At 64.5% G+C, this 14,169-nt stretch carries 14 protein-coding genes; 2 read left to right on the forward strand and 12 right to left on the reverse strand.

Annotated features, from left to right (window positions below):
* The first annotated feature begins 81 nt into the window (after positions 1-81).
* Positions 82-975 (forward strand): AraC family transcriptional regulator, encoded by an 894-nt coding sequence (locus ASD80_RS07530; protein WP_056230894.1) that lies wholly within the window; start codon positions 82-84, stop codon positions 973-975.
* Positions 976-1,176: 201 nt separating this feature from the next.
* Here ASD80_RS07530 and ASD80_RS07535 read toward each other — a convergent pair whose 3' ends face one another.
* From ASD80_RS07535 to ASD80_RS07575, 9 genes are all read right to left on the reverse strand, one after another.
* Entirely contained in the window at positions 1,177-2,106 is a 930-nt protein-coding gene (locus ASD80_RS07535; protein ID WP_056230896.1) for an aldo/keto reductase, read from the reverse strand.
* 185 nt (positions 2,107-2,291) lie between these two features.
* The gene (locus ASD80_RS07540; protein ID WP_056230898.1) at positions 2,292-3,398 is read right to left on the reverse strand and encodes an NAD(P)-binding domain-containing protein; all 1,107 of its coding nucleotides are present in this window, start codon (positions 3,396-3,398) and stop codon (positions 2,292-2,294) included.
* Between the two features lie 182 nt (positions 3,399-3,580).
* On the reverse strand, positions 3,581-5,827 hold the full coding sequence (locus ASD80_RS07545; RefSeq protein ID WP_056230900.1) for an ATP-binding cassette domain-containing protein: 2,247 nt from the start codon (positions 5,825-5,827) through the stop codon (positions 3,581-3,583).
* A 213-nt stretch (positions 5,828-6,040) separates the two neighbouring features.
* On the reverse strand, positions 6,041-6,499 hold the full coding sequence (locus tag ASD80_RS07550; protein ID WP_056230903.1) for a hypothetical protein: 459 nt from the start codon (positions 6,497-6,499) through the stop codon (positions 6,041-6,043).
* A gap of 10 nt (positions 6,500-6,509) precedes the next feature.
* Complete coding sequence (locus ASD80_RS07555) at positions 6,510-6,899, reverse strand: VOC family protein (protein ID WP_056230905.1); 390 nt, start codon at positions 6,897-6,899, stop codon at positions 6,510-6,512.
* 35 nt (positions 6,900-6,934) lie between these two features.
* Positions 6,935-7,357, reverse strand: a complete 423-nt coding sequence (locus ASD80_RS07560; protein WP_056230907.1) for an SRPBCC family protein — start codon at positions 7,355-7,357, stop codon at positions 6,935-6,937.
* Positions 7,354-7,677, reverse strand: coding sequence for an ArsR/SmtB family transcription factor (locus ASD80_RS07565; RefSeq protein ID WP_056230909.1), 324 nt, complete (start codon positions 7,675-7,677; stop codon positions 7,354-7,356). Before ASD80_RS07565 ends, ASD80_RS07560 begins: the two co-directional genes overlap by 4 nt.
* A gap of 331 nt (positions 7,678-8,008) precedes the next feature.
* Positions 8,009-8,764: an ABC transporter permease gene (locus ASD80_RS07570; protein WP_056230911.1), complete on the reverse strand. Its 756-nt coding sequence runs from the start codon at positions 8,762-8,764 to the stop codon at positions 8,009-8,011.
* A gap of 168 nt (positions 8,765-8,932) precedes the next feature.
* Positions 8,933-9,889, reverse strand: coding sequence for an ATP-binding cassette domain-containing protein (locus ASD80_RS07575; RefSeq protein WP_056230912.1), 957 nt, complete (start codon positions 9,887-9,889; stop codon positions 8,933-8,935).
* A gap of 172 nt (positions 9,890-10,061) precedes the next feature.
* Between ASD80_RS07575 and ASD80_RS07580 the strand changes: the two genes are divergently transcribed.
* Positions 10,062-10,838 (forward strand): TetR/AcrR family transcriptional regulator, encoded by a 777-nt coding sequence (locus ASD80_RS07580; RefSeq protein WP_056230914.1) that lies wholly within the window; start codon positions 10,062-10,064, stop codon positions 10,836-10,838.
* Between the two features lie 150 nt (positions 10,839-10,988).
* Here ASD80_RS07580 and ASD80_RS07585 read toward each other — a convergent pair whose 3' ends face one another.
* Genes ASD80_RS07585 through ASD80_RS07595 form a run of 3 tightly spaced genes read right to left on the reverse strand, consistent with a single transcriptional unit; the run spans position 10,989 to position 14,161 of the window.
* Positions 10,989-12,050 carry an ABC transporter ATP-binding protein gene (locus ASD80_RS07585; RefSeq protein ID WP_056230915.1) on the reverse strand — a complete coding sequence of 354 codons (1,062 nt, stop codon included), beginning with the start codon at positions 12,048-12,050 and terminating at the stop codon, positions 10,989-10,991.
* A gap of 9 nt (positions 12,051-12,059) precedes the next feature.
* Positions 12,060-13,145 (reverse strand): Gfo/Idh/MocA family protein, encoded by a 1,086-nt coding sequence (locus ASD80_RS07590; RefSeq protein WP_056230917.1) that lies wholly within the window; start codon positions 13,143-13,145, stop codon positions 12,060-12,062.
* Positions 13,142-14,161, reverse strand: a complete 1,020-nt coding sequence (locus tag ASD80_RS07595) for a Gfo/Idh/MocA family protein (protein WP_056230919.1) — start codon at positions 14,159-14,161, stop codon at positions 13,142-13,144. The genes ASD80_RS07590 and ASD80_RS07595 overlap by 4 nt, the downstream gene beginning before the upstream one ends.
* Positions 14,162-14,169: the final 8 nt, after the last annotated feature.

The raw sequence follows: 14,169 nt of genomic DNA on the forward strand, positions 1-14,169 counted from the left end.
CGGAGCCTGAGTGGATAAAATGGACATTACGGAAAGATAAATGTACTTTTGCGGTGACTTTACCCCCATGACAGGACCGTCATGACCGAACAGAACCTGCGCCCCCTGCCCGGCCCCGGCCTGCTGCAGGATGTGGAAGTGGCCGACATTGGCGGCGCGCTATCGGCGAGCGAATGGGATTTTTCGGCACCGCGGGCGCGGCTGGGGGCGCATGGTTTCGTGCTGGCCTCGGGCAGCGGTTTGGTGCGGCTGGAGAGCGGCGCGACCAGCATCGAGGCGCCCAGCGTGATCTGGCTGCCCAGCGGCATGGGCGCCAGCGTGCGGCTGGAAGCGGGCGCGCGCGGCGTGACCATGACCGTGTCGGATGCGGCCTTGGGCCGGGTGGTGCCGGCCAGCTCCATCGCCGGCCCCTTGCGCCAGGCCATCGACCGGCCGCTGGTCGGCATGCGCCTCGAAGCCGGAGCGGCGCGGGCGACGATCCGCGACCTCGAGGAGATCAGGCGCGAGACGCTGGAGGACTTGCCGGGCATGCGCGAGGCGATCATGAGCCGGCTGTGCCTGGTGCTCATCGCCTTCTGGCGGCTGGGCGAGGTGGCGGCTCAGCCCCAGGCGGCGCCGCGTGTGCTGGTGCAGAATTTCATGCAATTGGTGGAGCTCAATGCCCGCGCGCAATGGCGCGTGGCCGACTATGCGCGGACCATGGGCATTTCCACCGACCGGCTGACCTCGGCCATCCGCCGCGCCACCGGCCAATCGCCGCTGGAGCTGGTGCATGGACGGCTGCTTGAGGATGCCGAGAGCCTGCTGGAACGCTCGGCCTTGCAGGTGCGCGAAATCGCCGATGCGCTGGGCTTTCGTGACGCCGGCTATTTCAACCGGTTCTTCACCCGGCTCAAGGGGATTTCGCCGGGGCGCTATCGGCAGCGGGTGCAGCGGCGGGCCAGCCCGGACGGGTCCTATGCGGCCTGGCCGTGAGGCGTCGAGCTCATAAGCCGGTCGCCCCTCTCCCCTTGTGGGAGAGGGTGCAATTTCCTCGTTCAGAGGAAATTGCGGGTGAGGGGGTCTGCGTCATCCCATGCTTTCAATTCCGAAGGACAACTCGGTGCCCCCTCATCCGCCCTTCGGGCACCTTCTCCCACGAGGGGAGAAGGGAAGGGCCGATGGTGCGGCGTCCGCTTACGGCAGAGTATGCCCAGCCGCGCGGAACAGGCGGTACCATTCCTCGCGGGTCAGGGTCACGTCGGAGCCGGCGGCGGAATCCTTCACTCGCCCCGGATTGGTGGTGCCGAGCACGACCTGGATATGGGCCGGATGCCTCACGATCCAGGCCACGGCAATGCCTGTTGGCGTGACGCCATACTGAGCCGCCAGCGCATCGATGGCGTCGTTCAGTTCCGCATAATTCTCGCGATCGCCGAGGAAGACGCCGTCGAAGAAGACCTTCTGGAAGGGCGACCAGGCCTGCAGCATCATGTTGTTCAGCCGCGAATAGTCGAGCAGGCCATTGTCGCGCGATACCGACTGTTCGAGCCCGGCCATATTGGCGGCGACACCCTGGGCGAAGAGCGGCGCATGGGTGATGGAGAGCTGCACCTGATTGGCGGCCAGCGGCTGTTTCACCGCCGTTTTCAGCAGTTCGATCTGCCCCGGCGTGTGGTTGGAAACGCCGAAATGGCGCACCTTGCCGGCGGCCACCAGCTGCTCGAAGGCCTCGGCCACCTCCTCCGGCTCGACCAAAGTGTCGGGGCGGTGGAGCAGCAGCAGGTCGAGATAATCGGTGCGCAGGGCGGCCAGCGATTCATCGACACTGGTGAGGATGTGCTCTTTCGAGAAATCGAACCAGCCCTTGCGAATGCCGACCTTGGACTGGATGACGATGGCCTCGCGTTCGGCCGGGGTGAGGCGCACCGCCTCGCCGAAGCGCTGCTCGCAGCGATGGCGCTCGCCGCCATAGATATCGGCATGGTCGAAGACATTGATGCCGGCATCGCGCGCCGTGCCGAACAGCGTGGCGATCTCGGCATCGCTCATCTTGGCAATGCGCATCAGGCCGAGAACGACGCTGGAGACGGCAGTTTCGGTGTCGGGGAGCGTGTAGGTTTTCATGGGCTTGGCCTTTCTGCGATTCTTGGCGGGAGGATACGCCCACTAGCGGGGCCAACCCACCCCCACCCTTGATCCCCCCAAGGAGAGAAACGATGGGTTCGGTCCGTGTTCCAATCGATCCGCAAAGGCCGGCCAGGCTTCCCTCCCCCTTGTGGGGAGGGAGTGAGGGTGGGGGTATGCTTCCACTAACGCGACGCCTTCACCCCCAGAAACTCCACCAATTCCCGCGTCGCCGCAGCCCCCGCCCGGTTCGCCCCGATGGTGGAGGCCGATGGGCCATAGCCCACCAGGTGCACGCGCGGATCGCGCGCCACCTGCGTCGCCAGCCGGCCGGTCATGGTGATGCCGCCGCTTGCTTCCCGCAACTGCAGCGGGGCGAGATGATCGAGCGCCGAGCGGAAGCCGGTGCACCAGAGGATCACGTCGACATCCAGACTATGGCCATCGGCCCAGCGCACGCCGGATGGCGTGATTTCGGAAAACATCTCCTGGCGCTCCAGCACGCCGCGCTCGCGCATGGCCTCGATGGCCGGCGTCATGGGCAGGCCGGTGACCGAAACCACCGAATTGGGCGGCAGGCCGGCCCGGACGCGGTCTTCCACCAGCTTGACGGCGGCACGGCCCGCCTCCTGGTCGAAGGGCCCCTCGCGGAAGCGCGGCGGCGTGCGGGTGACCCAGGTGGTTGATGTCACCCGCGAAATCTGGTCGAGCAGCTGGATGGCGGAAATGCCGCCGCCCACTACCAGCACATGCTGGCCAGCAAAGTCCTCCGCGGCCCGGAATTGCTGCGTATGGAGCTGACGGCCACGAAAACTGTCGCGGCCGGGATAGTCGGGAATATAGGGCTTTTCCCAGGTGCCGGTGGCGTTGATGATCCCCCGCGCCGAGAACAGGCCGCGATCGCTCTCGACGCGCAGGCGCTCGCCCCGATCGCAGACGACGTTCACCGTGGCGGGGCGCAGCACATCGAGGCCGAAGCGTTCCTCATAGGCGGCGAAATAGTGCGGCACCGCCACCGAGGCCATGACGCTGTCATCACCCCCGGCGCTGTCGGCAAAGCTCAGGCCCGGCAGGTCATGCACGCGATTGACGGTGGAAAGCGTCAGCGAAGGCCAGCGATATTGCCACGCCCCACCCGGCTGCGGCGCCCGGTCGAGCACGAGGAAATCGCGGCCCGGCACAAGGCCGAGCTGTTTCAGGTGATAAGCCGAGGACAGCCCCGCCTGCCCGGCGCCGATAACGACGATATCGAGCTTGAGCGCGGTGCGGGCGGTGGGGGATGGGTCCGGCATGGTGCGGAAGATGTAGGGGGTGGCGATGGTCGGGGCAAGCGCTTGGCGGGCCGCAAGTACGGAGCGGCACCTCCCCCTTGACGGGGGAGGCTGGGAGGGGGTGTGGGTTGGCCCGAATATCCGGGCTAAACATCCCCCACCCTTGATCCCTCCCCGCAAGGGGGAGGGAGACGACTGAAAATTCAGCGTCCTGCCAGATGCTGCCCCGTCAGCGAATGCTTCGCCTTGGCCAAATCCCCCGGCACGCCCTCGAACTGGATCTTGCCGCCATCCTGTCCCGCGCCCGGTCCCAGGTCGATGACCCAATCCGCCCGCGAGATTACATCCAGATTGTGCTCGATGACGATCACGCTCGATCCCGCATCGACCAACCGGTCGAAGAGGCCGATCAGGGTGTCGACGTCGTTCATGTGGAGACCCGTTGTGGGTTCGTCGAGCACATAGATATTGCCCTTCTTGCCCAGTTCGGCCGCCAACTTGAGCCGCTGGCGCTCCCCGCCCGACAGGGTCGACAGCGGCTGGCCCAGCGTCAGGTAGCCCAGCCCGACATCGTCGAGACTTCCGAGAATCTTGGCGATGGCCGGCTCGGTGAAGAAGTCCACCGCCTCGGCAATGCTCATCAGGTAGACGTCGCTGATCGACCTGCCGCGCAGGTGATGCTCCAGCACTTCGGGCAGGAAGCGCTTGCCCTCGCAGGTCTCGCAAGTGGTGATCATGGGATCGAGATGCGCCAGGTCGGTATAGATCACGCCCAGCCCGTTACAATCGGGGCAGGCGCCCTTGGAATTGGCCGAGAACAGGGCGGCGTCGACGCCATTCGCCTTGGCGAAGGCCTTGCGCACATTGTCGAGGATGCCGGTATAGGTGGCGGTATTGGAGCGGCGCGAGCCGCGCGCCAGGTTCTGGTCGATGATGATCGTATCGGGGTAGGCCTGGGGCAGGCAGCCCTGGATGAGGCTGGATTTGCCCGAGCCGGCAACGCCGGAAACCGCTGTCAGCACGCCGCGGGGAATGGAGACCGAAACGTCCTTGAGATTGTTGAGCCGGGCGTGCTCGATCCTCAATGCGCCATCGGCTTTCCGAACCTTGTCCTTGATCGACTGGTGCTTGCTTATGTGGTTGCCGGTCAGCGTGCCCGAGGTCAACAGGCCCGCATAGTCGCCCTCATAGACCACCTCGCCGCCCTTGCTGCCGGCGAAGGGCCCCATATCCACCACATGGTCGGCAATGGCGATCATGTCGGGCTTGTGCTCGACGATGAGTACCGTATTGCCCTTGTCGCGCAATTGCTGCATCAGGCCGGCCAGCCGCCCCACATCATGGGGGTGCAGACCCACCGAGGGCTCGTCGAAGACATAGGTGATGTCGGTCAGCGAGCTGCCGAGATGGCGTACCATCTTGACGCGCTGGCTTTCACCTCCTGACAGCGTCGAGCTTTCACGGTCGAGGCTGAGATAGCCGAGGCCAATGGTGACGAGGTTTTCCAGCCGCAGTGCCAAAGCCTCCAGCATGGGGCCGACCTGTGGCGCTTCGATGCCGCGCACGAAGACCGCCAGTTCGCTGACCTGCATGGCCGAAAGCTCGGCAATGTTGCGGCCATTGACCTTGCTGTTCAGCGCCTGCTGGTTGAGGCGGGTGCCGTGGCAGGCGGGGCAAGTGGCGCGGGTGAAAATCTTCTCGTATTCGCGCAAGACATGTGGCTGCAGGCTTTCGGGATCCTTGGAGCCCAGCCCCTTCTTGAGCTTGGCGACCACGCCCTCATAGGTCAGCCCGATCTTGCCGACCTTGATCTTGCGGCCGTCATCGAGATTGAGCAGGTTTTCCCGCTCTTCGGCGCTGTATTTGCTGATCGGCTTGTCCATGTCGAACAGGCCGGAATTCTTGTAGATTTCCCAATACCAGGTATCGACCGCAAAATCCTTGGGCAGCAGGGCACCCTGATTGAGCGACTTGGACTCGTCGATCACCGCCGCCATGTCCATGGCCGCGACCTGGCCGATGCCCTCACAATCGGGGCACATGCCGCGCGGGTCGTTGTAGGAATAGAGGCTGGGCGGGCCCAGCTTCGGCTCGCCCAGGCGCGAAAACAGCACGCGCAGCATCTGCGCTGCATCGGTCACCGTCGCCACGGTCGAGCGCGAATTGCCGCCCAGCCTCTGCTGGTCGACGATGATCGCCGCCGAGATGTTTTCCAGCTGGTCGGCATCGGGCTGGCCATAGCGCGGCATGAATTGCTGCACGAAGCTGGGATAGGTCTCGTTGATCAGCCGCTGGCTTTCCGCCGCGATGGTGCCGAAGACCAGCGACGACTTGCCCGAGCCGGAAACCCCGGTGAAGACGCTGATCTTGCGCTTGGGAATGTCGAGTGAGACATTCTTGAGATTGTTCTCGCGGGCGCCGCGAATGATGATCGAGCCGTAATCGGGCATGTGTTTCTGTTCCTGTCGTTTCGCGGATGAATGGACCACGATTTCTCAGTCGACTCCCTCCCCCTTGAGGGGAGGGATCAAGGGTGGGGGTGCCGAGGCCGCCGCAAACGCGATAGGTGCAGAACTCCGACACCCGCTGACATCCGATAGCCAAGCCCACTGACATGACGCGTCAGCAGGCCCGATTTCGACAGTATGGATGTTTTCCGGAGCCTAGCCGACTGCCTTTTCCAGCAGCGCGCCGATGGCCTTCTTCTCGGCCGGGCCCAGCTTGAGCAGGGCAAAGGAGGTCGGCCACATATTGCCGTCGTCGAGCTTCGCCCCGGTGTTGAAGCCCAATGAAGCGTAGCGCTCCTTGAATTTTACACCGGGGGTGAAAAAGCACACCGCCTTGCCGTCCGCCCCCGCCCAGGCCGGCATGCCATACCAGGTCTTGGGCATCAGGCTCGGCGCATACTGCTTGACCAGGGCATGCAATCCCTCGGCCAGCTCCTTGTCCAACCCCTCCATCTCGGCGACCTTGGCCAGCAGGTCGGCTTCGCCATCCACCTGCTTGCCGCCCTTGCGGCGGGCGGCCTTTTCCGCCTTTTCCTCGGCGACCTTGTCCTTCATCGCCTCGACTTCGTCGTCGGAGAAGGACTGGCTGGATTTTGTGGTCTTGCGCGTGGCCATGGCCGGCTCCCTACCAGTTCAGTTGGGTGAGCTGGATGATATTGCCGCAGCCATCGTCGAGCTGGGCGATGGTCGAGGCGGTGACGTCGGTAGGCTCCATGCGCAGCGTCACGCCCTTGGCCTTGATGGCATCGCAATCGGCCTTCACGTCGTCGGTGAAGAACTGGATAGCCGGCTGGCCCTGCTGGAAAGTGGCTTGCTGATAGGCCTTGCCCGCCGGATTGGCGTTGGAGGCCAGTTGCAGCTCGACACCCTCGGGGTCCTCGGCCGGAACGACGGTCAGCCAGCGATAGCCGCCATTGCCGAAATCGTTTTTCTTGGTGAAGCCCAGCACGTCGGTATAGAAGGCCAGCGCCTTGTCCTGGTCGTCGACATAGATGGTCGTTACCTTGATCTTCATCGTCATACTCCTTGTTACAATTGCAGCGCGGCCCCTCAATCGAGGTCGGCCACGACTTTCTCCAATGCGGCCATGAACTGCTTCCACGATGCCCTCGCGCCCCTGAAGGCCAGGTCCTGATCCGGGCGGAAACCGGTCTGTTCCATGCGGATAACGGTTCCCGCCGGCGTCGGCTCCAGGGTGAAGGTCACGACGCTTTCCAGCCCGAAGGCCTCCCAGCTGTAGGACAACGTCCTGTTGGGCTCGACATGAAGCACTTCGCAATCGACCACCACGCTCACATCGGGCCTGGGCTGGTTGCGGAAGGTGAATTTCCGGCCCTTGACCGGCGTGAAATCGGATTTCATCAGCCACTCCTCGATCAGGTGCTGTTGCGTCAGGGCGCGCCAGATCTTCTCGGGCGGCGCGGCAACCTCGCGTTCGATGACGACGGTGCGGATGGGCGGCGTTTCGGTCATTGGTCCATCCTGTCGAGCAGGTTTTCGAGGTCATTGAACCGGCCCTCCCAGAAGCCGGTCATTTCGCTGGTCCAGTCGACCAGCGGCGCCAGCGCCCCCGGCAGGGCGCTGTAATGGGTCTGCCGGCCGGCATGGCGATCGCGCACCAATCCGGCCTGTTTCAGCACCCCCAGATGGCGCGACACCACCGGCTGGGATACCCCGGCCCCGGCCGTCAGCGCCCCCACCGTGACCTCGCCTTCCCGGCACAGCCGCTCGAAAATGGCGCGGCGCGTCGGGTCGGCAAGCGTGCGGAAGATGACGTCGGGAGCGGTCGACATTGGGAAGAACCCATACCTTTCTGGCTATGGGTTAACGTATAGCTGGAGGGGTATGAGTGAGTCAAGGGGGTGTTCGGAGACAAAGAACATCATGCCAGGAGCCGGGCCCACCCTCCCCCTTGAGGGCAAGCTATCGCATATGAATTGCCACAACCACCGGGCGGCACCTCCCCCTTGACGGGGGAGGCTGGGAGGGGGTGTCGGGAGCCACGATATATATCGGGGCCAAACGCCCCCCACCCTTGATCCCTCCCCGCAAGGGGGAGGGTGTCGACTGAGATAGCCGTGGTCTCTCAAATTCCAAATGCGATGGCCCTCAGGGGAGAGGTGATTAAAGCGAAGCCTTGCGCACCTGGCTGACGCCCACGGCGAGCCCGACCAGCGCCACGACCACCGCCACCAGCGCCCCATAGAGCACCGGCATGGCGACAATCTCGCCGATGAACAGAACCCGTTCGGCCTCCACCAGATAGGTCAGCGGATTGAAACGGCTGGCGGCATAGAGCCAGTCGGGCGCATTGGTCATCGGCAGCAGCACGCCGCCCAGCAGCATCATCGGCAAGGCCACCGAATGGCTGACGAGGTAGAACAGGCTCCCGTCATGCTTGCTGGCAATGGCCAGAGCATAGGAGAGCGAGGCCACGCCCACGCCGAAAACCATCAGCATGGCCAGCCCCAGCAGCATATGCAGGGGATGCAGCACCAGCCCGAAGGGCGTGGCGACGACGATGAGGATCAGCGCCTGCACCAGCAGCGGCGCCAGCTCCTTGAGGGCGCGGCCGACCAGAACCGCGGGCCGGCTCATCGGCGTGGCGAGGAAGCGTTCGAAGCTGCCGCTCATCAGTTCCTCGGTCAGCGCCCAGCCGCAGGAGACGGTGGTGAACAGCACCAGCATCACCACCATGCCGGGCACGAACCATTGCAGCGGCGAAGCGCCATCGGGCCCGCCGACATTACCCAGCAGCGGCACGAACAGCGCCAGATAGAGCAACGGCTGCACCAGCCCGAAGATGATGTAGTACCAGGAGCGGAGCGTGGGGCCGATTTCGCGACGGAAAGAAATGGCAGTGTCTGAGATGAAGGACATTTTCTTGATCCTTGTTGATTGGGAGCCGCTTCTCATCTCTCCCTTGGGGGGAGAGGTCGGCGGCGAAGCCGACGGGTGAGGGGGCCTTTTCTCGGCTCGGTGCTTGAGAAAGGCCCCCTCACCCGACCCAAGAGGGTCGACCTCTCCCCCGAAGGGAGAGGTGAAGCATCACGCCGCCGCCTCCCTGAGCGAACGTCCCGTCAGCCCCAGAAACACATCATCCAGCGTCGGCCGCACCACGCGGGCGCTGATCGCCTCGATGCCGGACTGATGCAGCCGGCGGATGAATTCGGGCAATACGGCCTCGCCATCGCGCAGCGTTACCGCCACGTCGCGGCCCTCGACCTTGGTTTCGCGCGCCTCGGGCAGGTTCCGGGCGATTTCGGCGGCGTTCGCGGTCTGGTCCTCGCAGAGCACGCTGACATGGATGGTGTCGCCGGCCAGGTCGGCCTTGAGCCGGGCCGGCGTATCGTCGGCAATCATCACGCCATTGTCCATCACCATGACCCGCTCGGCCATGGTGTCGGCCTCGTCGAGATAGTGGGTGGTGAGGAAAATGGTCATGCCGCTGGCCTGCCTGAGGCGGGTGATGTGATCCCACAGATTGGCCCGGCTATGCGGGTCGAGCCCGGTAGACGGCTCGTCGAGAAACAGGATGGGCGGGGTATGCATCAGCCCCAAGGCCACATCGAGCCGCCGCTTCTGCCCGCCCGAGAGCGAGGCACAGGCACGGTCGGCCAGGCCATCGAGTTCCAGCATGCCGAGCAATTCGTCGGCGCGCTTTCTTGCCGCCGTCGTGCTCATGCGCTGGGCCTGGCCCTGCGTCACCAGCTCGTCACGCACCCGGTGATAGGGGCCCGAGCCGGTCCCCTGCCCGACATAGCCGATCTTGCGGCGCACCGCGGCCGGGTCGGCGACGACATCGTGGCCGCCGACGCTGGCGCTGCCGGACGTCAGCGGCAGGAGCGTCGTCAGCAGGCGCACCGAGGTCGACTTTCCGGCGCCGTTGGGCCCAAGAAAGGCCACGAGTTCCCCCTCGGCCACATCGAGGCTGAGGCCGCGCACGGCTTCCACCGGGCCTGTCTTGGTCTTGAAGGTGCGGGTCAGGTCTCTGGCATGGATCATGAGCGTTCCCTTTCGTGTCCGGGCACACTGATCCGGCCCTGCTGACATGACGCGGCAGCAGGCGGATTTTCGACAGCGGGCTCGACTTTTGCGCCTCGGAGCCCTATAACTCCGTACGCTGCACAAGGTTTAGCATAATCTCGTACAGTGTAAAGAGTTATTTGGAGGCCAGATGGCCGAGGATATTGCCGGACGCGGCGACCCGATCAAAACCCTGCAACTGATGTGGGGGCGGGTCGATGCGCCCAAGCGCGGCCCGAAATCGCGGGTGGCAGTGGCCGACCTGGTGCGGGCGGCAGTGCGTCTCGCCGATGCCGAGGGGATCGATGCGGTCTCGACCCGCCGCGTGGCCGAGGCGGTCGGCATTTCGCCGATGAGCTTTTACACCCACATCCCCGACAAGGCCGTGCTGGTGGACCTGATGCTGGATGCGGTGTCCGGGCCGGCCGAGGGCGACAATCGGGAAGCGCCGGTTTTTACCCCGGCGGACTGGCGGGCCAATGTCGCCTTCGTGGCGCGTGAATATCGCGCCTTCTACCTGCGTCATCCCTGGGCGCTGCAGGTGGCGACGCACCGGCCGGTGCTCGGCCCCAACACCATGCGCGCCTATGAATATTTTCTCGGCGCCTTCGACAATCTCGGCCTGAGCGAAGTGGAAATGGACATGTCGGTGACCATGGTGGCCAACTATGTCTACGGTGCCGTGCGCGACGTGGCCCGCGCCCGCATGGTCAAGGACCTGACGGGCATGAGCGACGACGAATGGTGGTACACGATCGCGCCCTTCCTCGAAACGCTGGACTATTCCCCCTACCCCGTCGCCGCCCGCATCGGCCCCGTCGTCGGCGAACTGTATGGCCTGGGCGACCCCGACCGCGCCTTCGACTTCGGCCTGGAACGGATCCTGGACGGGCTGGCCGTGATGGTAGACAGCAAGACTGCGCGCTGAGTACCGTCGCGCAGCAGAGCACTCGCTCACCCACCCAGCGCCTCGGCCCCTCCTCCCGCAAGGGGAGAAGGTGAAAGAGCCGCAGACCCAAAGGGATCGACAGCTTCGGCAGAGGTAGACTCCCCCATCGGGCACTCCGATGGCCGGAGCTCAGCCCGCCTGGATCACATTGCCTTCGGCATCGAACAAATGGATGCGGGCCGGGTCGATATGGGTGGCGACGGTTGACCCCAGGTCCACCGGCCGCTGGCCTTCGAGCACGATGTTGATCGGCTGGCCGTCGGTCGTGGTGGCATAGACCACCGTCTGGCCGCCGAGGTTTTCCACGAGATCGACCCGTATGTCGGCCAGCTTGATGCCGCTGCCTTCGGCCAGGGTGATGTGCTCGGGGCGGACGCCCATGGTGGCGACGCCCGTCACCGCGCGCTTGACGTCGATGGTGTTGCCGGCGACCTTGAGCCCGGTGCCATCGGCGCTGGCGGTGAGGAAGTTCATCTTGGGCGAGCCGATGAAGCCGGCGACGAACAGGTTCTTCGGATTGTTGTAGAGCTCGAGCGGCGCACCGGCCTGCTCGATGACGCCGGAGCGCAGCACCACGATCTTGTCGGCCATGGTCATGGCTTCCACCTGGTCGTGAGTGACGTAGATCATGGTATTGCCGAGGTCGTTATGCAGCTTGGCGATCTCGACGCGCATCTGCACCCGCAGCTCGGCGTCGAGGTTGCTGAGCGGTTCGTCGAACAGGAAAATCCGCGGCTCGCGCACGATGGCGCGGCCGATGGCGACGCGCTGGCGCTGGCCGCCGGAGAGCTGCTTGGGCTTGCGCTGCAACAGCGGCACGATCTGCAGGATTTCGGCGGCGCGCTGCACGCGCTCCTTGATCTCGGGTTTGGGCGTCTTGGCGGTTTCCAGCCCGAAGGCCAGGTTCTGGTAGACATTCATATGCGGGTAGAGCGCGTAGCTCTGGAACACCATGGCGATGCCGCGCCGCGCCGCCGGTATGTCGTTCATGCGTTCGCCATCGATCAGCAGGTCGCCGCCGGTAATCGGCTCAAGGCCGGCGATCATGCGCAGCAAGGTGGACTTGCCGCAGCCCGAGGGGCCGACAAAGACGGTGAACTCACCCGGATCGATGGTGAGATCGATGCCGTGGATCACTTCGATATCACCATAGGCCTTGACGAGTTGCCGGAGCTGGATGGGTGTCGACATGGAACTCTCCTAAGCCGCCCGGAACTGGGCCGGAACCCAGCTTTCGTAGAGCGGATGGCCGGGGCCGATGGGCAGGACGACATCCTCGTTGGTTGCCGACGAATGGTAGAAGGCGGTGACCAGTTCGAGCGAACGGCGCGAATCCGCTGATGTCACCGGCAGCGGGCCGGCGCCGACAAGCGCGTCGTGGAAGCGGGCCATCTGCGTCTGGAACCGGGACGGCACATGCCGCCAGTCCTTCAGCAAAGCATCGATCTTCGCGGCGGTCTCGGGATTGCGCGGCTGGATTTTCCAGGGCTTTTCGCCCGGATTATAGGCCGCGTGATCGCTTTCGAAAGTGACATTCTCGAAGGCGAGGCGGATGCGGGTGGTGTCGTCGGCCGAGCCGAGCGTGGCGGTGAGGCTGGCCAGAGCGCCATTCTTCATCACCAGCGAGGCCGAGATGGTGTCTTCCACCTCGATCGGATTGACGCGGGTGGCGACGCGCCCGAAGACGCGGTCGATATCGCCCATGAGATAGGTGAACAGGTCATGCGGGTGGATGGCATGGCCCATCAGCACGCCGCCCAGTTCGGTGGCCCACTTGCCGCGCCAGGGCACCGCATAATAGGGCGCGTCGCGCCGCCACAGCGTTTCCACCGTTCCCATGAAGGGTTTTCCGGCAATGCCGGCATCGATGATGGCCTTGGCTTGCTCGATGCCATTGCCGAAGCGGTACTGGAACACCGGCATCAGCATGCCCTTGCTCCGCTTTTCCTCTTCCATCACCGCATCGACCTGGGCGAGCGAGCCCACCAGCGGCTTTTCGCAGATGACATGCTTGCCGGCCTTGAGCGCCGCCATGACCATGGGGTAGTGCAGCCCCGGCGGGGTGCAGATATCGATCACGTCGATATCGTCCATGCCCAGCACGTCCTCGAAGCTGGTGATGCGGCGCTCGACGCCGAATTCGTCGGCGACGGCGGCCATGCGCTCGACATTGAGGTCACAGAGCGCCAGCACCTTGAACTGGCCTTCATTGGGCAGGTAGCCCTCCACGATATGGCTGCGCCCGATGCCGCAACCGACGACGGCGACGTTGAAAATACGGCTCATTGCGCCCACTCCGTGCCGCGTTCGGCCAGTTGCTGGGCCGTCAGCGCCAGCTTCATGGCGTTGAAGCACCGCTCCTGCGGCATGGCCGTTTCGGTGCGGTTGCGCACGTCGTCGAGGAACAGCCGGCCGAACGGCCGCTCGACCTTGGAACAGTCGACATGGCGCGGACCTTCATGATTGACGATGAACAGGTGGTTCTCGCCCGGCCTTCCGGCAATATCGATATATTTGCGCAGCTCGATATAGCCCTCGGTGCCCAATATAGTCAGGCGCCCGTCGCCCCAGGTCGGCAGGCCCGACGGGGTGAACCAGTCGACGCGGATATAGCCCGAGGTGTCGGCCGTCCGCAGATGCACGTCGCCCACATCCTGCAGGCCCGGCCGGTCCGGATTGCCGCGATTGGCGACGCTGGCCGACACCACTTCGGCATCCATGGCATTGGAAAAGAACAGATACTGCTCGAACTGGTGGCTGGCGATATCGCAGAGGATGCCGCCATAGCGCTGGCGATCGAAGAACCAGTCCGGTCGCTGGTTGTTGCGGATGGCATGGGGCCCGAGGCCCACCGTATTGACCACCTTGCCGATGGCGCCCTGGGCGATCAGGTTGCCGGCTTCCACCGTGGCGCGGACCTCGAAATGCTCGGAATAGAGCACCGAATAGATGCGGCCGGTTTCCGCCTGCACTTTGCGCAGCTCGTCGAGCTGGGCAAAGGTGGTCATGCCCGGCTTGTCGGTCAGCACATCCTTGCCGTGGCGCATGGCGGCGAGCGAGATGGCGGCGCGATCGGCCGGAATGGCCGAGGTCAGCACCACGGCGATATCGGGATCTTCGAGGATCGCCCTGGGATCGCCGACGCGCTTGGCCTCGGGGTATTTCGCCCCGAAGGCCGCGGCGAGATCGTCCTCCACGGCGTGGAAGGCAGTGAGCTGCGCGCCGGCATCCTTCAGGCAATCGACCTGGCCGTAGATATGGCTGTGGTTGATGCCGATGGCGGCAAATTTGATATCGGTCATGAAGAAAC

It is taken from the genome of Devosia sp. Root635 (assembly GCF_001427605.1).
Classification (GTDB): domain Bacteria; phylum Pseudomonadota; class Alphaproteobacteria; order Rhizobiales; family Devosiaceae; genus Devosia.